General features: G+C 57.1%; 16 protein-coding genes. 12 read left to right on the top strand and 4 right to left on the bottom strand.

The window, feature by feature from the left end; all coding sequences use genetic code 11:
- The first annotated feature begins 133 nt into the window (after positions 1-133).
- From CJU94_RS01725 to CJU94_RS01675, 11 genes are all read left to right on the top strand, one after another.
- Positions 134-1,681 carry a methyl-accepting chemotaxis protein gene (locus tag CJU94_RS01725; protein ID WP_095417293.1) on the top strand — a complete coding sequence of 516 codons (1,548 nt, stop codon included), beginning with the start codon at positions 134-136 and terminating at the stop codon, positions 1,679-1,681.
- Between the two features lie 315 nt (positions 1,682-1,996).
- Positions 1,997-3,544 (top strand): malate:quinone oxidoreductase, encoded by a 1,548-nt coding sequence (locus CJU94_RS01720; protein WP_244220896.1) that lies wholly within the window; start codon positions 1,997-1,999, stop codon positions 3,542-3,544.
- 454 nt (positions 3,545-3,998) lie between these two features.
- A complete protein-coding gene (locus CJU94_RS01715) occupies positions 3,999-4,733 on the top strand; it encodes a Crp/Fnr family transcriptional regulator (protein ID WP_095420175.1) in 735 nt (244 codons plus the stop codon).
- A 123-nt stretch (positions 4,734-4,856) separates the two neighbouring features.
- Positions 4,857-5,972: an acyltransferase family protein gene (locus tag CJU94_RS01710; RefSeq protein WP_095417291.1), complete on the top strand. Its 1,116-nt coding sequence runs from the start codon at positions 4,857-4,859 to the stop codon at positions 5,970-5,972.
- Between the two features lie 1,113 nt (positions 5,973-7,085).
- Positions 7,086-8,147, top strand: a complete 1,062-nt coding sequence (gene rfbB / locus CJU94_RS01705; RefSeq protein WP_095417290.1) for a dTDP-glucose 4,6-dehydratase — start codon at positions 7,086-7,088, stop codon at positions 8,145-8,147.
- A gap of 10 nt (positions 8,148-8,157) precedes the next feature.
- Positions 8,158-9,051 (top strand): glucose-1-phosphate thymidylyltransferase RfbA, encoded by an 894-nt coding sequence (gene rfbA, locus CJU94_RS01700; RefSeq protein WP_095417289.1) that lies wholly within the window; start codon positions 8,158-8,160, stop codon positions 9,049-9,051.
- Between the two features lie 485 nt (positions 9,052-9,536).
- Positions 9,537-11,027 carry a lipopolysaccharide biosynthesis protein gene (locus CJU94_RS01695; RefSeq protein ID WP_095417288.1) on the top strand — a complete coding sequence of 497 codons (1,491 nt, stop codon included), beginning with the start codon at positions 9,537-9,539 and terminating at the stop codon, positions 11,025-11,027.
- Between the two features lie 9 nt (positions 11,028-11,036).
- Positions 11,037-12,038, top strand: a complete 1,002-nt coding sequence (locus CJU94_RS01690; protein ID WP_095417287.1) for a glycosyltransferase family 2 protein — start codon at positions 11,037-11,039, stop codon at positions 12,036-12,038.
- Positions 12,035-12,685 carry an acyltransferase gene (locus CJU94_RS01685; RefSeq protein ID WP_095417286.1) on the top strand — a complete coding sequence of 217 codons (651 nt, stop codon included), beginning with the start codon at positions 12,035-12,037 and terminating at the stop codon, positions 12,683-12,685. The genes CJU94_RS01690 and CJU94_RS01685 overlap by 4 nt, the downstream gene beginning before the upstream one ends.
- A complete protein-coding gene (locus CJU94_RS01680) occupies positions 12,682-13,836 on the top strand; it encodes an NAD-dependent epimerase/dehydratase family protein (RefSeq protein ID WP_095417285.1) in 1,155 nt (384 codons plus the stop codon). Before CJU94_RS01685 ends, CJU94_RS01680 begins: the two co-directional genes overlap by 4 nt.
- Before the next feature lie 82 nt (positions 13,837-13,918).
- On the top strand, positions 13,919-14,827 hold the full coding sequence (locus tag CJU94_RS01675; protein WP_095417284.1) for a glycosyltransferase family 2 protein: 909 nt from the start codon (positions 13,919-13,921) through the stop codon (positions 14,825-14,827).
- Here the strand turns inward: CJU94_RS01675 and CJU94_RS01670 are convergent.
- From CJU94_RS01670 to CJU94_RS01660, 3 genes are all read right to left on the bottom strand, one after another.
- A complete protein-coding gene (locus tag CJU94_RS01670) occupies positions 14,790-16,133 on the bottom strand; it encodes a hypothetical protein (protein ID WP_095417283.1) in 1,344 nt (447 codons plus the stop codon). The two genes, CJU94_RS01675 and CJU94_RS01670, sit on opposite strands and share 38 nt — an antisense overlap.
- Positions 16,134-16,262: 129 nt before the next feature.
- Positions 16,263-17,435 (bottom strand): dTDP-4-amino-4,6-dideoxygalactose transaminase, encoded by a 1,173-nt coding sequence (rffA, locus tag CJU94_RS01665; protein ID WP_095417282.1) that lies wholly within the window; start codon positions 17,433-17,435, stop codon positions 16,263-16,265.
- Positions 17,436-17,595: 160 nt separating this feature from the next.
- Entirely contained in the window at positions 17,596-19,971 is a 2,376-nt protein-coding gene (locus CJU94_RS01660) for a polysaccharide biosynthesis tyrosine autokinase (RefSeq protein ID WP_425272188.1), read from the bottom strand.
- 527 nt (positions 19,972-20,498) lie between these two features.
- Here CJU94_RS01660 and CJU94_RS01655 point away from each other — a divergent pair.
- Positions 20,499-21,620 (top strand): glycosyl hydrolase, encoded by a 1,122-nt coding sequence (locus CJU94_RS01655; protein ID WP_095417281.1) that lies wholly within the window; start codon positions 20,499-20,501, stop codon positions 21,618-21,620.
- A gap of 15 nt (positions 21,621-21,635) precedes the next feature.
- On the opposite strand, the gene CJU94_RS01650 is transcribed toward CJU94_RS01655, so the two are convergent.
- Complete coding sequence (locus CJU94_RS01650; RefSeq protein ID WP_425272187.1) at positions 21,636-22,715, bottom strand: glycosyltransferase family 4 protein; 1,080 nt, start codon at positions 22,713-22,715, stop codon at positions 21,636-21,638.
- Between the last annotated feature and the right edge of the window lie 607 nt (positions 22,716-23,322).

Here is a 23,322-nt window from a genome sequence, read left to right as displayed (position 1 = left end):
CACCTATTTAGCGGCAGGCCTGCGGGGTCGTTAACCTGGATGCGGCGAAGTGTAAGTGACGCGCATAAAAACACGGCGCGTGCGCTTGCAACCTGTTTTTCGCCGCCGATCGGCAAGACGTTCCGGAGACCCAATGCTAAATAACATCACAATTCGTGGCGGCCTGACGCTGGTGATCAGCGTATTTGTCGCTTTCCTGCTGACAGTGATCGGTGTCGGCTATGGCGCGCTCAAGCTGGCCAATGGCAGCCTCGACGACACGCAGCGTAGCGCGGCCGCGCTGTCCCATCTGAAGGCGAGTTCCGAGAAGCTGCTGCGAGTTCAGCTTGCACTCGGTTCGTATCAGACGCTCTTTAGCGTCGGCAAGCAGACCGATGACCTGTTGCCGGCCGCGCACAAGGTGCTGGTCGAATCGAACAAAGACTTCCGCAGCTACATGGCCGGTCCGTTTGCCAGCGAGAACGAGCAGAAGCTCGCGCAGAGCGTCGAGCAGGCGCGCAGTGCGCTGGTCGATAAGGCGATCGAACCGGCCTTCAAGGCGCTTGCCGACTTTGATTTCAACACCTTCCGCAACATTCAGGGCGAGACGGCGAACGGCTTTTACGCCACCTATTCGAAAGCGATCGACGCGCTCGAGCGCACGCAGGTGGACAGCCAGCACCAGCAAGTCGAAACGGCGGCGCAACGTTTCCAGATCGCGACGCTGCTGTTCGCCGCGATCGGCGCCATCGCGATCGTGATCGGCGTGGCGGCGCGCATTGGTTTGTCCGCGGCGTTGATCAAGCCGGTCAATGCGACCGTCAAGCACTTCGAGCGTATTGCCGCCGGCGATCTGACGGTTGCCATCAAGGTCAAATCGCGCAACGAGATGGGGCAATTGCTGGCGGCGTTGACGAAGATGCGCGACGGTCTCGTCGAGACAGTGTCCAAAGTGCGCGGCAGTACGACGGCAATCACGCAGGGGGCTAACGAGATCGCATCGGGCAATGCGGATCTGTCTTCGCGCACGGAGCAGCAGGCAGCGGCCCTTCAGCAGACCGCTGCGAGCATGGAGCAGCTGTCGGCCACGGTGAAACAGAATGCCGACAACGCGAAGCAGGCGAACCGGCTCGCCCATGGCGCGCTCGACACGGTCACGCGTGGCGGTACGGTGGTGTCGCGGGTCACTGAAACGATGGATGGGATCAGCGAGTCGTCGCGCAAGGTGACGGAAATCATCGGCATGATCGAAGGAATTGCGTTTCAGACCAACATTCTGGCGTTGAACGCGGCGGTCGAGGCGGCGCGGGCCGGCGAGCAGGGACGTGGGTTCGCTGTCGTGGCCTCGGAAGTGCGCAGCCTCGCCCAGCGCTCGGGTGCGGCCGCGAAGGAAATCAAGGAGTTGATCGGCGAATCGGCCGCCAAGGTGCAGGAGGGCGCATCGCTCGTGTCCGACGCGCAGAAGACCATTCACGAAGCCATGAGCGCCGTCGAACGCGTGACCGGTGTGATGAACGAGATCGAGGCATCCGCGCTCGAACAGAGTGACGGTATCGAGCAGGTCAATAAGGCCGTATCGCAGATCGACGAAGTCACGCAGCACAATGCGGCGCTCGTCGAAGAAGCCGCTGCGGCGGCGAAATCGCTGGAAGAGCAGGCGACGATATTGCGCGACGCGGTGGCGGTGTTTCAGATGGCGTAGTGAAGAGGGCCGCGCTACCAAGGCGCGGCATACGCATTGGGGTGACTATTGTGGCGCGATTGACACAACGGATCGCAATTATTAGTAAGTCATGCAAATCAATAAAGGTTGAAGCGACCCATACCATTGGGCCGTTTGACGGCGATGGCGGTGCGTCAACACTAGATCGCAGCATTTTTTCCCGACACCGGCGGCGATCCGGAAAATTGTTCCATTCATTCGGTAAGGTTCCGGAATATTGTCTGTGCGCGAGCGCACAGAGTGATGCATGGCATTCGGGGATATTGTGTGTAGATTGCGAGCCGAGGAACAACCTTGACACTGGCAACGCGCGCCGTGCGCACCAACCACCGACAACGTTCGAACCTATCAGTTATGCAGAGTTCCTCAGCGGAAATCCCGGAAAGCTCCGGCAGCGTACCAAGCGATTATTCGTGTGTTTTGTGTGGGGCCGGCCCCGCGGGGATGGGCTTCCTGTTTTGCGCGTTCAAGAGTGGCAAGCTGGCGGAGGTTGCTAGAAACGGTTTGCTGATCATCGACAAACGCGTCAGTTTGGGGGCGGGCAAGCTTGGTGACTACGTGAACGTCACAGGCAACTCGGTCGCCAAAACGTTCCTCGCGTGCCTCGAGCACGAACGCTTCGACGACGTGTTCGGCGACATCCGCGAATTCAACGCCTTGCATAGGAAAATGGCCGCGGATCCCGACGCCGCACCGCTGCTCTCGGAAGTTGGTCAACTTCTCACGCTCGCCGCCGAGCGCTTGATCGCTCATCTTGTCGAACACTTCGATGTCGACGTGCTGCGTGGACATGAAATCGAGGCGATTCGGCGCTGTAAAGACGGCCGGTTCGAGATCGTCCATCACGACACGCGCAAACAAGCGGAACGCCGGTTGGTTATCAGCGACACCGTGGTGATGAATCTGGGCGGTTCGCAGCGCGTCGAAGAAGTCGACGAACTGTGTCGCACGCTGGACATTCCTCCGCCGGGCAACGGCGTCATGATTCGCACGTCGGACGACCTGCTTCGCCTCACGAAGACTCAACTGGTCGGCACCTTCGCACCCGTCTTCGCGCCACCTACGGCCGGGCTTACGAACCGGATATCGATCATCGGCGGGTCGCACAGCGCGTTCACGATGATCGAGCGCCTTGCGACAGATCTTGGCGGTGCCGGCCTGGATGAAATCTCCGTCATTCACCGCTCGCCGATACGGTTGTTTTTTGAAACCGAGCATGATGCGCGTGCATGGGGCTACGCAGTCGATCCAGTAACCGATATCTGCCCGGTCACCCAGCGCGTCAATCGTTCGAGCGGCCTGCGTTACCGCGCGTTCGAGGTGGCCTGTTCCGTCATGTCGCACGGTCGCGTAGCCGGTACGAAACCGCGCATCGAATTGATCGATGCAGCCTCCGGAAAAGCCGCCCACGCCCGCGCCGCCGCTTGTCTGGCCAACTCATGCGCCGTGATTCATGGGGCAGGTTACGGGCCCAACATGTCCGCCCTGGTCGATCACCGAGGCGCGACAATTCCCCTCCAGTTCAGCCAGGGCGGAATCGAAGTCGACAAATTTGGCCGCCCGCTCGACATCCACGGAGATGCGATACGCGGACTATTCACATTTGGGCTAGGCGCCGGTTTCCGGCCCGATGCGGAGATTGGGAGCGAGGTTGCATTCACCGGACGAATCTACGGCGTCTGGATCTTTCACCACGATATCGGCGCCCGGATTCTGGCGGGCGTATTGAAAGCGTTGGCCAGGAACGCCGTCGCGCGCGAAGCAGAAATGATCTCGACGGCGGACGACGACAGACATGAGACTCACCGTTCGGGCCGCGGACAAACCCGCCCACGACGCTGACTGCCGCTCGCCCTCTGGCGGAGAGTCTAGCCGGCTCCCTAACGCCGAGCCTGCGCATTGCGGAGTGGAACCTAGTCTCATAGATGTCCATAATAAATTAGACATATTGCGATCCAAGTTCGGTAGACGAGTCGGATATATCGAATCCTTCTCCGTCTGCAATAAAACCGGTTGCGCGTACAGAGCAAGAGCCAACCTTCAACGCAAATAAGTCCTCTCTATTCCGCCTATCGTGCTGGGTATTCCGCCAGTCATATTGGCGCGGCATTCTTTGCCGGTTATGCTGCACTGCGACATCAAAGCCAGCGCGACAATCGTTGCGAAGCTTTGATCGTCTCCATTACCGATTCAGTTTGCCGGCCGCGCGAGTGAGGGGAAGTGAATCGTCATTGCCTCCTCGATTCGAGTGGAGGCCTGCCATCCGCAGGCCTGCAATACTTAAGGGAGGGAAATGATGGCGACATATCAGTCATACCGACGTGGAAACCGTCTGCTTGAGGCGCTCCCAACGCGTGAATGGGAAGAGCTGGCTCCTCATCTTGAACTCGTCGAGTTGACTCCGGGACAAATGCTGTCGAAATCCGGTGAACTCATACGCACCGTCTATTTCCCTGTCACAGCCATTGTGTCTCTGCTGCAGACAATGGAAAACGGGAGTTCGGTGGAAATCGCCGCGATCGGCAGAGACGGCACGACAGGTGTGCCGATCCTGACAGGTGGAGACACCATGCCGGCGAGTGTGCAGGCCCAATGCCGGGGCTTCGCCCATCGAATAAGCGCAAAAGCACTTCGCGATGCGTTACGCGATTGTGCATCTCTACGTTCGTTGATGTTGCTGTACATGCAGGCTCTCCTCACACAGGTCGCGCAGACGGCTGCGTGCAACAGGCTGCATCGACTCGACGAGCAACTGTGTCGATGGCTGCTGGTTGACATCGACCGTTCGGGCACGAGCGATTTGCAAGTCACGCAGCAACTGATTGCCGACATGCTCGGTGTGCGCCGTGAAGGTGTGACGGAAGCGTCTGGCAAGCTCTGCGAAGCCGCTCTCATCCATCACAGTCGCGGCCGTGTCCGGATTCTGGACCGGACCGGACTCGAGGCGCGGGCGTGTGAATGCTACGAGATTGTCAAACGCGAATTCGACCGGCTATTGCCACGCGTCAGTGCGATGGAAGCCACGCGCTGATGGCCGATATTTCCGCGTCGAATTGATAAATTTGGCCGGAAGCGGTGCATTTGTGTGTTTGCGTACACTGCCCGACGCTCCACAGAGATAGACTCCGGCGACAACCCGTCTCAAGGAAACCTGATGCCGAAACCGGAAGAAATAAGGTTACCGAATGCGGGCCGGGCAGCGACTTCCGGTGGCCGCTATGCTTTCATCGATGTTCTCCGTGGAGTGGCAGCGCTGCTCGTGATTTTTCAGCATGGCGGCGAGGGCGCCGGTTGGTTTTCAATCAACACAGGGTTTGGCCCGTGGATCAACTTTGGGCAAGTTGGCGTCCTAACATTTTTTCTAGTCAGCGGATTTGTTATTCCACTGAGTCTTGAGCGCGCAAATGCGCTGGGTAGATTCTGGAAACATCGTATTTTTCGTATCTATCCACTCTACCTGGCCATTTTCGCGTTCGAGTTCGCGCTTTATCTTATTGGCTACGGTGCCTACCCTCCGGGCGCTGTACATAATTTCGGCTACTTCGTCTTATTGCACCTGTTCTTTCTCCAGGACTACGCACATCTACCCAACTTCGTTAGCGCATCGTGGACGCTTTCTATGGAGTTTGCCTGGTATATTCTGTTGTCGTTCGCATTCGCTCTACGGGTCAATCGGCGTAGTGTCTTACTGGCTTCGCTCACAGTAGCCGGATTGCTCGCATTGTCCATAGCATCATACGTTTTGCACCTGCGCATACCGCTTGGCCGCTTCGGCATCGTGGCGAGTTGTGTCGTAGGTCTGCTGTTTTACCGCCGGCATACTCACGAGATCAGCCAGTTGTCATTTCTGATTTTGGTGGGCTCAATTATGCTCGCGATCGTTCCAGCGCTTTTTATAGGATTCGGTGTTTTCCAACGCCCTGAGATTGCGACAGTACAGTCTGTGTTCATCTCATGGGGTGTCGCCTATCTGCTGTTCATCGGTTGCTATGCGGCACGTGAACGATCGATTATGCAACTCAAGCCGCTGCTAGGTCTCGGAACAATAAGCTACTCACTGTACCTCGTGCACCCGACTGTCCAGAATCTGATCGGACTGGCCAATATCGAAGGCTGGTTGCATGTGGCGATCCTCTGCCCGGCAACGCTGGCGCTCTCGTATCTTACGTATCGTTTCATCGAAAAGCCTGCGATCGATTACCCGCGTCGCATGGAGCGGAAAAAGAAGGCGCGTCTCGAGATAAACGGGCAGGCGTTAGCTAACGATTGAGCACCCAGCGATCCGCATGCGTCGGATACATTGCGTCGTGACCGCCCTCATGCTCGGGGCGGTTCCTGCGGAGCGCGTGAACGAGGCCTCTCGCGTTCTCGACAGTTAGCGGTGTGCCGTCTGAGTAGGAGTCGCCGTTCGTCGTCTGGTTTGCTTTCGAACTGCGATTTCGCGACGGCCTGCAGTTCTTGCCACGTGTCGTATCACGTCCGCACCCTTGCCGATTTGCCATGCTTGTATGCGCGGCGGGCTTCATGTCCTCGGCGCAAGCCGGGCCAGTCATCCGTATTCGCGTCAAAGTTCGATAACCAGTCCGATGCGTCGCGACAGGCTAACCGCATCGGCTGTATTCGCTCTTTGGACTGCGTCGCATTTCAGTAATGTATGATATTTGCCGCAACGATCACCGCGCTATACCAGTGCTGCTGCCAGAGTATTTTCGACTTTCGGTAGGTTGCACTTCCGGCTGCGGTCGGTGATTTTAGGTAAATCGCGAAGGAGGTGATTCGTTATAAATTCAATCTCGCCTCAATGAAAGGACCAGGCAAATGTTGAGCGTTTTGACACACTTCTTATGCTTCATATTTGGCGTGCTCATTGGCGTTTTCGTATGCGCATTGTGTGTCGCACGTTCCAGAACGCCGCGTGGCGATAAATAAACCTTTTCTTCGGGCGCGCAAGTGAGCGGCGTTTCGATGCATATCGGCGGCCGCGTCTGCCTCGAACCATGAAGGCCGCGACGATCATCTTCACGACGCAGTAGGGGCTATCAGCAAGAGTAATAGCCGCCCTCGGCGAAGATCTGACAAACTCATCTCCAGGCGGTCGAGGCATGGGCAACGCGCACTCCGGAGAGTGTTGCCCACTCAGACGAAGCTCCTCCTCTAACCCGGTAGTTGGGCGAAAGCACGTATGTTGCTTTCCGCACTGAAACGCGAGTGCGGGGATCCTACACTGCACGGGTTGCATCTGATCGCGGCAATGGAAGTCGCGATTGAAAGCTACACCGAAGCTGCTTGCCGACTTTTCGTGGCCGCACCGTTCACCGGATGTCAACCAGATCTTAATCGACCTTCTGCGCACTTGCGCGAAGGCGGCTTCCAAAGGGCTTCCATGATCTTCTTGACAGGCTGCGCCGGTTTTATCGGCGCAAACTTCGTGATTGACTGGCTGAAAATCTGCGATGAACCCGTGGTGAATGTCGATAAGCTCACCTATGCGGGCAATTTGCGCACGCTTAAAATGCTACAGCGCAATCCGTTGCATATTTTCGTTTGCGCGGATATCTGCGACCGCGGCGCGCTCGACGCGCTGTTCGCCGAGCACAAGCCGCGGGCCGTGCTGCACTTTGCCGCGGAAAGCCACGTCGACCGTTCGATTCATGGGCCGGCTGATTTCGTGCAAACGAACGTGGTCGGCACCTTCACGCTGCTCGAGGCGACGCGCAACTACTGGAACGCGCTCGGCGAGGCCGACAAGGCCGCTTTCCGCTTCCTGCACGTGTCGACCGACGAAGTGTTCGGCTCGCTGTCCGCTACCGATCCGCAGTTCTCCGAAACCACGCCGTACGCGCCGAACAGCCCGTATTCGGCCACCAAGGCGGGATCGGACCATCTGGTGCGCGCCTACCACCATACGTATGGTCTGCCGGTGCTCACCACGAACTGCTCGAACAACTACGGTCCGTACCAGTTCCCCGAGAAGCTGATTCCGCTGATGATCGCCAACGCGCTCGCGGGCAAGGCGCTGCCGGTGTATGGAGACGGCCAGAACGTGCGCGACTGGCTGTACGTGGGTGACCACTGCAGCGCGATCCGCGAGGTGCTGGCGCGCGGCACGCCGGGCGAGACGTACAACGTGGGTGGCTGGAACGAGAAGAAGAACCTCGAGGTGGTGCACACGCTGTGCGACCTGCTGGACCAGTTGCGTCCGAAGGCGGGCGCGTCGTATCGCGACCAGATCACGTATGTGAAGGATCGTCCGGGCCACGACCGCCGTTATGCGATCGACGCGCGCAAGCTCGAACGGGAGCTGGGGTGGAAGCCGGCGGAGACGTTCGAGACGGGTCTGGAGAAGACGGTGCAGTGGTATCTGGACAACCAGGCCTGGTCGGACGAGGTGGCCTCGGGCGAGTACCGCAAATGGGTTGAGACCAACTACGCGCAGCGCGCGTAAGGGCACGGCAATGGCGCGCAAAGGCATTATTCTCGCGGGCGGTTCGGGCACGCGCCTGTATCCGATCACGCACGTCGTCTCGAAGCAGTTGCTGCCGGTGTACGACAAGCCGATGATCTACTACCCGCTGTCCACGCTGATGGTGGCGGGCATTCGCGACGTGCTGATCATCTCGACGCCGCAGGACACGCCGCGCTTCGAGGCGATGCTCGGCGACGGCAGCCAGTGGGGGATGAACATCCAGTACGCGGTCCAGCCTTCGCCGGACGGGCTTGCGCAGGCGTTCATCATCGGCCGGGACTTCGTGGGTAACGATCCGTCGGCGCTGATACTCGGCGACAACATCTTCTACGGCCACGATCTTGCAAAGCAGCTTGCCAGTTCCGATTCCCGAACTGACGGCGCCACCGTCTTCGCCTATCACGTGCACGATCCGGAGCGGTACGGCGTGGTCGAATTCGACCGGCAGTTCCGTGCGCTGTCCATCGAGGAGAAGCCGGTCAAACCGCGCTCAAACTACGCTGTTACCGGTTTGTACTTCTACGACAAGCAGGTGTGCGACATTGCCGCTGAGATCAAGCCGTCGCCGCGTGGCGAGCTTGAAATCACCGACGTCAACTCGCGTTATCTCGCCAACGCCGCGCTCAATGTCGAAATCATGGGCCGGGGATATGCGTGGCTCGACACGGGTACGCACGATTCGCTGATCGAAGCCGCGACATTCATCGCCACGCTGCAAAAGCGGCAGGGTCTGGTGGTTGCGTGTCCGGAAGAGATTGCTTTCCGCAAAGATTGGATTGACGAAGAGAAATTGCTGGAACTCGCGAAACCGCTCGCCAAGAATGCGTATGGACGATACCTGCTTAATCTGCCGAACGATCAGATCGCTTGGCCAACCCGGTAACACTTGTGTTCGCGCGAAACGAGTCAGCCCGTAACGATATGTGATACCCCATTCCCAAAGCGTTGAACGTGCGCCGACGCACATTTGATTTGAAACCAGGCAGGTATGCTTGATTCCATGGGCCTCAGCGGACGTCTTTATCGCTCCCCAGTTGTATACGCGTTTGTCAGCGCGGTCTGCACACCGGGTTGAGTGGCGCGTTCGATATGCGTGTTCTAACCCCCAGACCGCAGCAGATAACCTGACAATACGTCGAATTTTTACGGTATTGATCTTCGAGTCACCCATGAGCATATAGCCAACCTGAGTAGTCGTTCCGCTGACGGCAGACCGTCGTGGTAGTGGAATGCTCGGTCGCTTGACCAATCACGCGCTCGCCCCTGAACAAGTTTGCGACGAATGAGTACCGCCAGGGGATTTAAGTCGGGTTCCACGGCGCTTCTGGCGCCACCTGAAGTTCTTACACAAATTACCGGCAGACCGCGATGTTGAGACGAAGCCTGCTCGCGAATTTCGTTGGCCAGATGGTGACTGTTTCGCTCGGCATCGTCATGGTGCCGATCTATGTGCGCCATCTTGGCGTGGAAGCATATGGGCTCATTGCCATCAACGCGGTTCTCCTCGCATGGGTGCTCGTGCTCGACTTCGGCCTTTCGCCAACGTTGTGCCGCGAGCTAGGCAGCCTGCGGGCAGGTACTGGGTCGAAAGATGAAGTGGGATTGTTGCTCGAGTCCTTGGAAAAATTGATCCTCGGCACAAGCGTGGTCCTGTTCGTCTTGTCGATCTTTGCCGCCCCCTATTTTGCCGAGCGATGGTTGAACGCCTCCACGCTGCCTCCGAGTGAGATCCGCACTGCGTTTGTGCTGATGACGCTGACGGCTATCGCGCGCTGGCTTTGTGCACTGTACCGCGGGGGAGTGATCGGTATCGACCGGCAGGTCGCGCTCAATGGCATTGGTATTACCTTTGCCGTGATACGCAACGTGCTCGTTGTGCCAATCATCATCGCTTGGCCGCGCGTCGAGTTCTTTTTTGTCTGGCAACTCATCGCGATTGTCGGCGAGGCTGTCGCAATGCGGATTCTGCTTGGCAGCACGATCGATATACCGATCTTTTCGACGCGGTTCTCGTGGAAGGTTTTGTCATCGCGCGCCAAGCTATCTCTGTCGATTGCATTGTCCGCACTGATCTGGGCTTGCACCGCGCAGATTGACAAGGTGGTTCTTTCGAAGGTCCTCCCTTTGGCGGATTTCGCGGTGTTCAGTATGGCAACGCTGCTTGCGAGCGGCATCATGTTGCTGGCCAACCCGATTCAGCAGGCTTTCATTCCCCGATTGACTACCGAGAGCTTTGGTGGTGGCGAGCGAATTCGTCAGATGTACGCGCTGGCCTCTGAGGTGACGTCATTGGCGGTAATCCCGGTGGCAGCGGTGTTCGCCTTCTCTCCCGAAGCCGTGCTTCGATTGTGGTCCGCGAGTGCGCCGGTGACGCCCGACGCATTGCGAACGATGCAATGCTACGCAGTCGGAAACGCATGTTCGGCGCTGGCATCACTTGCCTTTTTCGTGCAATACGCAAAAGGGGATTTGTCGCTGCACTTGAAGGGGAACATTGGCTTTCTCATCCTCTTCGCGCCCGCAGTTCTATACGGCGGCATTCATTTCGGCGCAGTCGGCGCGGCCTACGTGTGGCTAGGGATGAATCTTCTGCTGCTCTTCGGCTGGGTGATGATCGTCCATCGAAAGTTCATCGACGGAATCAACGGCAGCTGGTATCGCGGACTCGCAGCACGCGTTCTGGCGGTCATACCCATCGGTCTGTTAATGAGCCGCGCCGATTTGACGGCATGCTCGCGCATTGGTCTGTTCTGCGTTCTGTCGGGCGCGTGGCTGGCCATGCTTGCCCTGACCGTCGCGGTTTCGCCGATCGTTCAACGCAAGGCTCGCCACCTGGCGGGACGACTGGTCCTCAACTGAGAGAAACGTATGGATACAACTCTTCAGCACTCGGCATACGAGCCAACCGCGCCTGTGCTTTCGGTCGTGGTGCTCTGTTACCGGCAAGGCGAGTACGTCGGCGCGTGCCTGCAAAGCGTGCTCGACCAGAAGATCGATGTGCCGTTCGAGGTGATCGTGGGTGACGATAACTCACCTGACAATTCGCTTGAGGTCATCGAGTCGTTTCGACGGCGCTTTCCGGAGGTGATCAAGCTGGTTGCGCATGAGAAGAATGTTGGTTTCTCGGGCAACTTTGCCGATACGGTTGCTCTCGCGAGGGGCGAATACATCGCCAACATTGACGGTGACGATGTCATGTCTCCCGGCAAGCTGCAGCGTCAACTCGATTTCTTGAGGTCTCACCCGGAATATGGTCTCGTAGTACACAAGATGCGCACGGTCGACCAGGATACGTTGGAGCCCGTGGCGTATCCGCTGCCGCAGAAAAAGCCAGTGACGTTCGATGCCGAATACCTCATCAAGAATGGTCCATTCTTTTTTCATAGCTCGGAGATGTATCGGGCGCATTTGCGCCGCCGCCATCCGGTCGACGTCGGTCTCAAGTCGGTTCCTGACGTGGCCCACCTGACCCAGGTCCTGATGGGCTCTCGAGGTTGCTACCTGGACGAAGATTTGGGTTTATATCGCGTCAACCGTACCGGTTTGACTTCCGTTCGCATTAATAATCCCTCGCGCCATAGGGAATGTCTGAATGACGTAATCCAGACCTGCCAGGTCGCGGCTGATCTCGGCATGGCGAGCGACGCCGTCAACCAGGGGCGTGCCAAGTTCTATCTGACGTCGGCCATTTTCTATCTCGAGCATGGGAGCGAGGACGACTTTGAGGACTGCATCGAATCGAGCTGGCGCGCTGCGCGTATCGGTTCGAAACAGATGGTCTTGTACGCCATGCGCCGCTGGCCCCGTACGTTGCGCGCTATCTATACGGGGCTCAAGCAGATGGCCGGACGCCAACGGGCTAGCGCATGAGTACGACCGTTCAGGAGAGCGAGCGGCCGGCCACAAGGAAGGTGAGGCTTCTCGATCTGTGCAACCTGGCGCGTCTGGCCTGGTACCGAATCAAGACGCGTCTCTGGTACGCGCACGTATTCCAGTCGGTTGGCGCAAAAACGACAATCTTTCGCCCGATGCTGCTCGTCAACGTGCATTACGCGTCGGTCGGCGAGCGTGTGCTGATTCGGCCGGGCGCGCGTATCGAACTTGTGGTGACGGAATCGGCTGCGCCGCCGCGGCTCACGATTGGTAGCCGGGTCAATATCGAGCAGAACGTTCACATCGTATGCGGCTCTTCGATCGAAATTGGCGATGGCGTGACCATTACAGGCAATGTTGCCATCGTCGATGTTGAGCATCCCTATGAGGACGTCAACGACAGGACACGTATTGGCGAACGTATCCGCACCCGAGGCAACCACGTGTCGATAGGGCAGGGCACATTCATTGGATTCAATGCGGTGATTCTACCCAATGTGAAGATCGGACGTCATGCCGTGGTGGGCGCGCATTCGGTGGTGACACGCGACGTTCCCGACTATTGCGTGGTTGCAGGAAATCCGGCGCAAATCATGAAGCGCTACAACTTCGAAACGAAATGTTGGGAGAGGGAGAAGAAATGAAAGTCCTAATTACGGGTGGCGCCGGCTTCATCGGCTCAAGTCTGGCACGCAAGCTCTGCGCAGACAATGCGGAAGTTACCGTGCTCGATAATCTTTCCCCCCAGATTCACGGAGATGATCCCATTGTCACATCCGCAATCTTTGCGTCGTTGCCGGCAAGCGCGCACTTCGTGAAGGGGTCGGTGACTGATCGGGCAGTGCTGGAGCGTGTTATGCAGGGGCAGGACGCGATCGTGCATCTTGCAGCCGAGACGGGTACTGGCCAATCGATGTACGAGGTCGATCGCTATGTCGATGTGAACGTGCATGGCACAGCCCTGATTCTCGACATACTGGTGAAGAACAGTCGCAACTCCGTACGCAAGGTAGTTGTTGCTTCCTCGCGTGCAATTTATGGAGAAGGCAAGTATCTTTCGCCGGTCGCCGGCGTTCTGTATCCCGGCCCGCGGCAGGAAAAAGATATGCTCGAGGGGCAGTTCGAGCACCTCTGTCCGGTCAGTGGTGAAGCGATGGAATGCGTGCCTACCGACGAGGAATCGAAAATCCATCCGACCTCGCTTTATGGCATTACCAAGCAGACTCAGGAGCAGATGGTGATGACCACCTGCCGGTCCATCGGCATCGCTGCGTCAGCGCTACGCTATCAAAATGTATACGGCCCAGGGCAGTCGTTATCCAACCCTTACACGGGCATTCTTTCGATTTTTTCGACGCGTATCAAAAACGGCAACCCGATCAATATTTTCGAGGACGGGCTGGAAAGCCGGGACTTCGTCTACATCGATGACGTGGTCGACGCGACCTATGCGGCGCTTACGGACGCCAATGCGGCGGACAACGTATTCGGCATTGGCTCCGGCGTGCGTACTTCGGTCATGGATGTCGCAAAGACACTGTGCGAGGTGTATGCAAGTGATGTCAGCGTCGCCGTGACTGGCGCATTCCGCCTGGGCGATGTACGCCATGTCTATGCAGACTTGACCAAGGCAAGGGAAATGCTCGGATTCGAGCCTAAAGTGTCGTTTAGCGAGGGAATCACACGATTTGCCCAGTGGGTCGACCGGCAGCAGGTGATGACGGATACCTACGAGAAAAGCATCGCTGAGATGCGGGAGAAGGGGCTCTATAAGGGATGTGAACGCGCCGCCTGAAGCATAATCCGGCGATGCCCTCATCATGCCAGGACGGCGGCGCCGCGACGGCCACCTCCGCAACTCATTTGAAGGACGCGATATGTCAACGAGATATGGATCGCCGCTAATCGGGATTGTCACCGTGCTGTACCGCTCCGATTCTGTGCTTCCCGATTTTTTCAAAAGTCTCGCCGCCCAGCGCGATGTAAACTTCAAGCTGTATGTGATCGATAACAGCGAGACGGACACGGGAAGTGCGATATCGCGCGAGCTCGCGGCCCTTCACCATATCCGCGCCGACATCGTGTTCAACAACAACAATGCCGGTGTCGCGCGCGGCAACAATCAGGGCATAAAAATGGCGTTGGCAGACGGATGCGATTACGTTCTGCTAGCCAATAACGACACTGATTTTCCCGATCCCGACGTGATCGCGGGACTCGCGAGGCACACTGAGGAGGCGGACGCTTTGGCCGCCGTGCCCAAAATCACATATCACGGTACTAATCGCATATGGTGTGCGGGAGGGCGGTTTTCGCCCCTAACCGCCACTACGCCCCACGTGGGCGATCGGAAGGAAGATCGCGGGCAATTCGACAAGGAGATGTTTACGGAATACGCGCCAACCTGCTTTATGTTGCTGCACAAAAGCATTTTCAGGACGATCGGAATGATGGATGAAAAATACTTCGTCTATTACGACGACAGTGACTTCGTCTGGCGTATGAAAAATGCCAATATCGGTCTGCTATATGTGCCGACTTCATGCGTCGGGCACAAGGTGGCGGTGTCCACTGGTGGCAATGAAAGTCCCTTCAGCCTGTTTTATACGGCACGTAATCGCGTCTATTTCAGCCGCAAGCATTTGGCTCCTACATACCGTGCGATTGCGATTGCCTATGCCGTAGCTACTTTGACGGTAAAGTGCGTGAAGTTTTCGCCAGCGGGCAGATTAAGCGTGTTCAAAGGACTTAGAGCCGGCTTCGCACTGTCAGTTGCCGATCATTGACCGATCTCTGAGGCAACGCGCCGGCACTTCGGTGCGCTGTCATCTTTACGACGCGAAGCCGGGCATAAGCGATGGCAATGAATGTCCACGGCGCGAGGTAGGAGAATTCCGGAACTGAGATCATCATCATCACCCATGTCGTGACGCAACACTGGCGCAATGCCATCCCCTCTGCCGACCAATCGAGTTTGAACGCCGGGTACAGAATGAGCAGGCTCACGAGGATCAGCCCCACGACCCCCGTATTGACGAGCAGAGTCGAGAAGAGGTCGGTCGAACGGATATAGCCGAAGCCGATCCCAAATAGCTGGTTGGCGAGCGACCCGGCCGCCCACATATCCATGGAAGCACGGAAGAAGCCGGATCTCTCGACGCCAGATACGTTGTGCCCGTCCATCTTGTCGAGAATCATCTGTTGAAACAGATCGGCGATATAGTCTCTTGCCAGATAGGCGACCACAAAGAGCACTAATGCACCCGCCATAGCCTTGAGCGGATGGAAGCCAATCTTTCTGATGCGAATAAGCAGATAGACGACGTAGCCGATAAATGCGGTCGACGAAGTACTCATGATCAGCGAGGCGCCGATTATCCACACCGGCAGTCGCCGTTTCGACGTCGCGTTGAAGTAGACCCAGAATGGGAACATCGACAGAGCATACATCGACGGTTCACCGGTCAGGCTCTTCAGCCGCTGCATGTGGAATCCGTGGATGTCGAGCCATTGAAAGGAGCTCCCGTTCAGCGAGCCTTCCTCCGCGCTTCCGTCACCATTTCGAAAATCAGCGCCAAAAGACCGGTTGGAGATAAAGTCTCCGGGTTGACCCGTTATGACGAAGTACACCACCTCATAGATACCGTACACAGCGAAAATCGCCGCCGAGGCAAGCAGCCACTGCCGCCACGATGGTTTGTAGAAAATATAGACGTATGAGGCATAGAGCACGACAGCGACGAGATAGATCGTTTGGGTAAACAAGCTCTTTCGAAGGATAAAGGTCAACACATCGCTATCGTCGATAAGCAGGACTTTTGTAAAGTCCGGCTCGTAGGGAGCTGCGGTATCAGCGAGCTGGGACGCCAGGAAGAAGATTGTCCACACTGACGCTGCGACGATCAGGAAGTTGATATAGCGAGTACGCGAAGCGCCGGCGCACGCCAATGCGATCGGTAATGACAGAAAGCACATGATGTAACCGAGCGTCGTCCCCTGAACGGAAGGCAGGAGTAATACGGACGTCACCGGCATCGCGAATACCCAGACGAAATAGTACAGATCGGCGTGCGAGGAAATGCGCTGTTTCATGGGATTCCAGAGAGGGCTTGCAAACCGGTTCAGGAAGTGGAAATGGATCACGGTGCCGGGTTGCTGGCAAAAAACCTGTTGCCAGCCCCCGGATGCGATACTCGCGCGCCTGCCGGCGGGTATGCCGCCCTATTTCAGAAGAGCGCTAAAAATGTCGACCACCCGTATTTGCTGCGTTTCGGTCAGGCCTGCCCAAAGGGGCAGACGGATCAATCGCTTCGACTGATTGATCGTGACGTCAAGTGAGCCGACAGCTTTACCGTACCTTTGCCCGCCTGGAGAGGAATGAAGCGGAACATAGTGAAATACCGAGCCGATTTCGTGTCTTCTGTACTCGTCGAGTATGCGCTGGCGTACGTCCTCGTCTTCGACTAATACATAGTACATGTGTCCGTTGTGCTTGCATTCGTTCGGTATGATAGGGCGACGCAGCGCTCCTTTGCGCTCGAACGGTTCGAGAAGCGCATGATATCGCTCCCAGTTCGCGAGGCGCGCCTCAGTGATCATTTCTGCACCTTCCAACTGTGCCCAAAGATAAGCGGCGATTAGTTCGCTCGGCAGAAATGACGAGCCGACTTCTTGCCAGGTGTACTTGTCGACTTCTCCGCGGAGAAAACGGCTGCGATCGGTGCCTTTCTCGCGGATTACTTCCGCGCGCCTCGTGAGGGCCGGATCGTTGACCAGCAGTGCGCCACCCTCGCCAGAAACGATATTTTTGGTTTCGTGAAAACTGTATGCGCCGAGGTCGCCAATGGAACCCAGGCCGCGACCTTTATATGTGGCCATGACGCCCTGCGCTGCATCTTCCACGACTTTGAGTCCGTGGCGTCGCGCAATCGATACGATCGTGTCCATTTCGCATGCCACGCCGGCGTAGTGCACCGGGACAATTGCGCGGGTTCGTGACGTGATCGCGGATTCAATCAATCGTTCGTCGAGATTCATGGTGTCTTCGCGGATATCCACGAAAACCGGCACGCCGCCGCGTAGCACAAAAGCGTTCGCCGTCGAGACGAACGTGTACGAAGGCATGATGATCTCGTCGCCGGGCTGAATGTCTAGCAACAGTACTGCCATTTCGAGTGCGGCTGTACAGGAGTGAGTCAGCAAAGCCTTGCCAGAACCGCTTCTTTCCTGCAGCCACCTGTTGCAACGTCCCGTAAACGAGCCGTCGCCTGCAAGCTTTTTGCTGAAGTGAGTCTCCGCGATGTACTTCAATTCGTTGCCCGTCATGGCGGGTGCGTTGAAGGGGATGCGGTTCTCGTTTACCTCGATTCCAATTTGCGGCGTAGATCGGCTCATGAATAGGTCACCCCAAATAATCGAGAATCAATGGTTCTCGCTGCGACATGTACTTGGGTCTCGAAGCCGTGCAGCCTCAAGCCCCCGCTTTCCGGCGAACTCGCCTGATGTTTCACAAGGAGCAAGGTGCGTGAGCGCCTCGCTGGATACCTCTGTAGCGTTACACCTCGTCTGTTTCACTGAGCGTGCGCGTGTACTGCGCGGCCTGCTCATAGCTTCGCCAGTTGCTGGCTCGTTTGGGGATTGCGTTGAAAACCGATCCGAGAAGTCGTCCTCCTGCGCGTCGTAGCTTCTTGACCGTCTCTGAAATCTCGTCTTCGCTTTGCATGCCGGAGCGAAGCACGAGGACGGTCGCACCCGCGTGAGGTGCCATAATCGCGGCGTCGGTCACTACGAGGAACGGCGGGGTGTCGACTAGAACGAGATCGAACTGCACGCTCAACTGATCGACGACCTGCTTGAAGTCGTGCATCATCAACAGTTCAGACGGGTTGGCCGGGTAGGCGCCGCAAGACATAAAGGAGAGGCCGCGAACGCCAACAGAACGAATTGCATCCGCGCTGCGGAGCTTGCCTTGGAGAACCTCGGACAGGCCACCGCGATTGGATTGTTTGAAGAACGAGGCGAGATTGCCTCGGCGCATGTCTGCATCGATGAGCAGGATGCGCAAGCCGACTTCCGTAAGAAGTATCGAAAGATTCGCCGCCACAAAGCTCTTGCCGGTGGAGGGACTCGGACCCGTTAACATCACAATGTTATTCTTTTTGTTCAGACGATCGCGACACACTTGCGTACGTACCTCGCGCAACGCTTCCACTGAGGGCTCATGCGGCAAACGGCTGGCGAGAATGCGCGCGCCCACTTCGCGCGCTAGCCCAGGGGCGACAGCAGCTGCCGACGACTGGGCGTCGAGTGGGTCCAACGCTAGCGAATGGGGATCGGGCAGGCCCGGAACGCTGTCAGCGCGCCCGGACGGCAATTCTTGCGAGGTCTGCACAGATGTTTCGTTTTCCAACTGAGCCTGTTGCCGGCTGAACAGTACTTCGCCGAGGACCGGCACATCCAGCCGGCGTTCGACAAAAAGCGGGTCGGTAACACCGGTGGTTGCATAGCGCCTCAGTACAATGAAGAACGCGCCGATAAAAAATCCCAGCCCCCCGCCCGCAAAGATAACCAAAGGCCGGTTGGGCTTGATCGGTCTATACGGCTGCATCGCCTCGTCGACAATGTGTGCACCACCTGAGGCGCTTGCGCGGCGCACGGAAAGCTCTTCGGCCTTGCTAACCATGCCTAGGTAGATAGTTTCTGCCACTTTCGCATCGCGGGTGAGTTCAGCGTTGCGCCGCTCGGAAGTTGGCATGCTGGTGAAGCGCGAGTCGAAGGCACGTTTTGCTTCGGCCAGCTGGGCGAGTTGCGCGTCGATCGTTTTGACCTGCTGACTATTGGGCGTAAAAAGCGACGCCGCCTGCGTGCGCTGCAGTTGCAAGGCTGACGTCCGCTGCTGCAACTCGATGCTTCCCTGTAGATACGATTGCGCTTCGGTCGTCGGCCGCATTGTCTCGGTTGACGATTGATAGTCGCTCAAGGCCTGCTCGGCACTCGTGAGATCCCGTTTTAGCCTCGGCAACTCGCCCTGGATGAATTCAAGCGTTTTCGTGTCATTGAGCTGGCGGCTCGCCACCGCAGATGCAATGTATTGCTGAGCAACCGCATTGGCGACGTCTGCGGTCAGTCCTCGGTCTTTCGAGGAGAAGGAGATCTGGACGATCCCTGTGTCCTTGGTCACTTCAGCGATTTTGAGTTGGCGCCGCAGCCCATCGATTGCATCGAGCGCATTGCGATGGATCACCGTGAACGGAGTACCAGGTCTGGCGACGAGTTCCTTGACCGTGATTGCTAGTCCATCCGCTGCGGTCACGGGCGTGCCAGTCTCACCACGTAATAGGATATCGCCGGTGGGTGCGCGGAGTTCGTACTGGCCCTTGTCGAGCGCAATTAGTTCCAGTGGTTTTTCCTCAAGGTACGCAGGCACGTGGAGCGACGGGATTTCGAGCCGTTCGCCGCCCCAGGCGAACGAACTGAGCCCAAACCACGGCTTGGCGGGATGGCCGGGATAGGCGAGTTGCTCCGCGAAATGACCGAGGACAGGGAAGGTGTGCGGTGACACTTCGACATCAAACTGAAACTGGCGAATCACCGGCTCAAGCACGGACCTGCTTTGCATGAGCGAGATTTCCGCAGCGGTCGCTTGCGTGCCGGGTTGCTGCTGCGCTGTGCCATCCTGGCGGGAAATGCCGAGTGCATTCTGGTCGGGCGGGGCAGGCGGGTCGACACGCACGACGACGTCGGCCGAGTACGTCGGTGCCGAGAGGAAGGCGTACGCAGTGGCAAGCGTCGTTGCTATCGCGATGAAAGCCAGTAGTGTCCAGATATGGTCTCGCAACAGATGAAGCATGTCGCGCAACGAAAAGTTACCCTCGTCGTTGCCTGCACGAGACGATCCGGAATTAAGAATATGCGTGTTCAAAGGCGCCATCTCCAGGGTTCGGGGTAACAAGCTAATCGATGGTGCGACAGGCTTGGCCGCGTCGATCATTGGGTACCGACCGTGCATGTCGCCCACGGCCGGAATTGATACATGGATTCACATTGGTTCGACGAATCGTCGGCCGGGATCCGATGTGGTTGCCTGGCCCGTCATTGACCGATTCGCCGCAGCCACGTCCATCGACGCGACTCTGGACAGGTGTGATATGAATACCGCCTTTCCTGCTCGCCGGTCTGTGGTTTAGCGCACGTTGCACCGCGCTGGTTCCGTTAAAGTAGGCGGATATTCGCCAGGAACGCTTGGAATGTTTTTCGCTCGTAAAGGCGTAGCAAGATTGACTTTAATGCGGCGTCATAGTTACCGGTTTTTTCCGGTGTTACCGCGGGATATTCGGTTTTTCCGACCTCGTTGCGCCCGCCCACACACCACCTTGTGTTTAGATGGCCTACGTGCGGACCTGATCAGGCGAATGCGGCCCGCAGGGTGGCCGATCACAATAGTGAGGCTTCAGCCGCATGAGGAAACGATCAATCCCAATAGCCATCGTCATTTGTGGAACAGTATTCAGTCTGGCGATTGTTACTTTCGTACATCTGAGGGAAACAAAATGGTCGGACCTTAGGCTAGAAAACGCACTTGCGGCGAGTCAGCCTTTTCAACGTCAAGCCGCGGCGGAGCCTCAGATTCCATGTTCAAAGGGGCGCGCCGGTGTCTTTTATGGAGTGGTAGGTCATGTCCAGCAGGGCGGTATCTATACGGCGCGCAGCTTCGAGGCGCAGATTTCCCAATTGCGCGATCTTGGCATAACCATATACGCACAGGACGTAGGGGACAAAGCCGCGGCCGAGCAGGTCGCGCGACTCGCGCGGGTAGCGGCGGAGCAATGCGTAGGCATACTGCCGTTGATCATCACACCGGACGTACAGGAAAATTTGAACGAATCAACGGCGTACGCTCAAGGCCGCAAACTTGGAGCCGACGCGGCTACGGTGTTGAATAGCCTGGTTTCGTATTACCAGGTGGGTAACGAATTCGACAACGACGTGATCCTCAACGGCGCGAGCGGCGAGTATCCCTCCCATTACGACAATGCCAAGTACCAAAAGGCGCGCGGCGCGATTCGAGGCATGATAGATGGCATCAAGGAGGTTCAACCGTCTGCCCGAATACTGCTCGGCTCGCTAAGCTGGCTGCATTATGGCTTCTCGGACATGCTTAGAGACGGTACTGAACCTGATGGGAAGCGGGATAACGCGAAAGTCGTGGAGTGGGATATTACCGCGTGGCACTGGTATTCGGAAATGAGTCCGAACCGGGCTTCGTGGGTACCGCAGCCCAATGTTTTGAAACACGTATTGACCCATCTAAGTACCCAATACGGCAAGCCAATCTGGATCACGGAATTCGGCGTGCGGCCAGACTATTCGGGCGGTGATCCTGGTGCATACCTGGTTGGACAGGATGGGCTTGCGGGTTTCGTTGCGGATGCAAAGAAATATGGAATCCAAAATGTAACGCTATATCAGCTTTACGATCAGCCAAGCGAAGCGTACGGACTGCTCTACGGTGATGGTGTAAAGCGGAAGCAGCGCTTCGAACAGGTTAGGAAGTTCATCGAGGCCCACCCAATGCCTTGAGTATGCCCCGGTGAATCAAAGTTTCTCGAGCTCGGTCAGCAGGATTTTTGCACTCGTTTGCCAACGGTACTTGCTCGCGTGAAGGTGGCCACGGCGGCGTAGGTCGGCTCTGAGTTCGCTTGTATAGAGTAACGATTTCAACTTGTCGGCGATATCGTCGGAAGAGTACGGGTCGCAATATAGTGATGCGTCTCCGCAGACTTCAGGCAATGCGGCAGCGCTAGCCACCAGGGTCGGGCAGCCGTTTTTCATTGCTTCGAGCGGGGGGATCCCAAACCCTTCGTAGATGGATGGATATACGAAGCAGCGGGCATGTTGATAAAGTGCCTTCAACTTGCTGTCGCTCACATAGCCAACATATTTGATGTTGGGTGCAACGTTCGAGATATCATCGATCTCGCCGAAGATCGGATTCTTCATGCCAACGATCACAAGGTCGAGCGAAGAATCGTTGACACGTTGGAACGCTTCGACAATTCGAGCAAAGTTCTTGGTCGGATTCAGGTTGCTGACGGCGAGCACGAACTGATTCGAATTCAAGCCATGTTCGCCCAGCACGTTGTCGTCGGATTCGATAGTGTCGAGATGGTCAGAGCCGAGCGGAACGACGCCGATTCGCGAGGCTGGCACGCGGCAATGATGGGCTAAGCGTTGGCGAGAGAAGTCTGAGTTAGTCAAAATGCAACTCGACGTGCGCGCAAGGATCCAGAACATGATTCGATACCAGGCACGGAAGCGTAGGGAAAAATGTGCGGGCGTGTCGAACACGGCTGCGTCATGCATGAAGATGACCTGGCGAGGGCGGAATATCGACCCTGAATTACTCAGGTTTACGATCCTGCGTCGTCCGGCAAATATGGGGAGTATGACCTGCTCCCAGAATAGCCCTCTTCCGAAACCGATCTTCCGTGTCTGCGCGCCGTCAACGGGTAATATCTTGTCGCCGGGTGGAACTGCGACAGTTACATGGTCGATCTCCGGGAGTTGCGTCATAGCAACAATTAATTCTCGAGCAACTCGCTGCACACCGGTCGCCTTCTGACCCGTAAATCTCCCGTTGTAGACAAAATTGTCCTGCCCTGTCAGTGTGTCGATCGCGTTTGCCAATGTGCGTGTAGACATGTTCCATCCTTCGTGTCGAGACATTTTCCAGCGGTGGTTCAGATCAAAGAGTCAAGCAGACTCATGTGTGTTGCAATCAGGCGTCGGCGCGCGGCTTTTCGCTTTTCTCCCGAACTCGGCCCATGAAAAGTGAACAGGTGGCGCCAGGATGTAGCGTGCAGCCGTGTTAATGATTCGATTCAGCGACATGATGAGAAGCGCGTTCACCCCCCGCGCCGGACGAACGTAAGTTGAGCAGGCTATCGAGTCGAACAAAGATGGCATGCGTGCTGATCTCGCATGTCAAGTTCGCAGGGTCGCCAATCTGTCGCGCCGCATCGGCGGGCTTCATGGCTCGCGTAAAGAGCACGATTTGGGGCCAGGCCGTAATGCGGGTCCAGGAAAAGTCCTTTGCTCTCATCCGAACATTGTCGTGGCCAGCGCGCGAATAAGATGAGTGTCCACGTTATCGAGTCGAGTAGCCTGGGTCCGTTCGGTATCGCTCATATCGTGGAAAAGGGAGTCGGACCAATGGGGGGCTAACGGGCAATCGCGATCGCGGACAGTTCCTCACTGTCTGGACGTTGCAAACAGATTCCGG

Source organism: Paraburkholderia aromaticivorans, from assembly GCF_002278075.1.
Lineage (GTDB): Bacteria > Pseudomonadota > Gammaproteobacteria > Burkholderiales > Burkholderiaceae > Paraburkholderia > Paraburkholderia aromaticivorans.
Note: the sequence above shows the minus strand (reverse complement) of the source record. Positions and strands in the feature narration are given on the sequence as shown.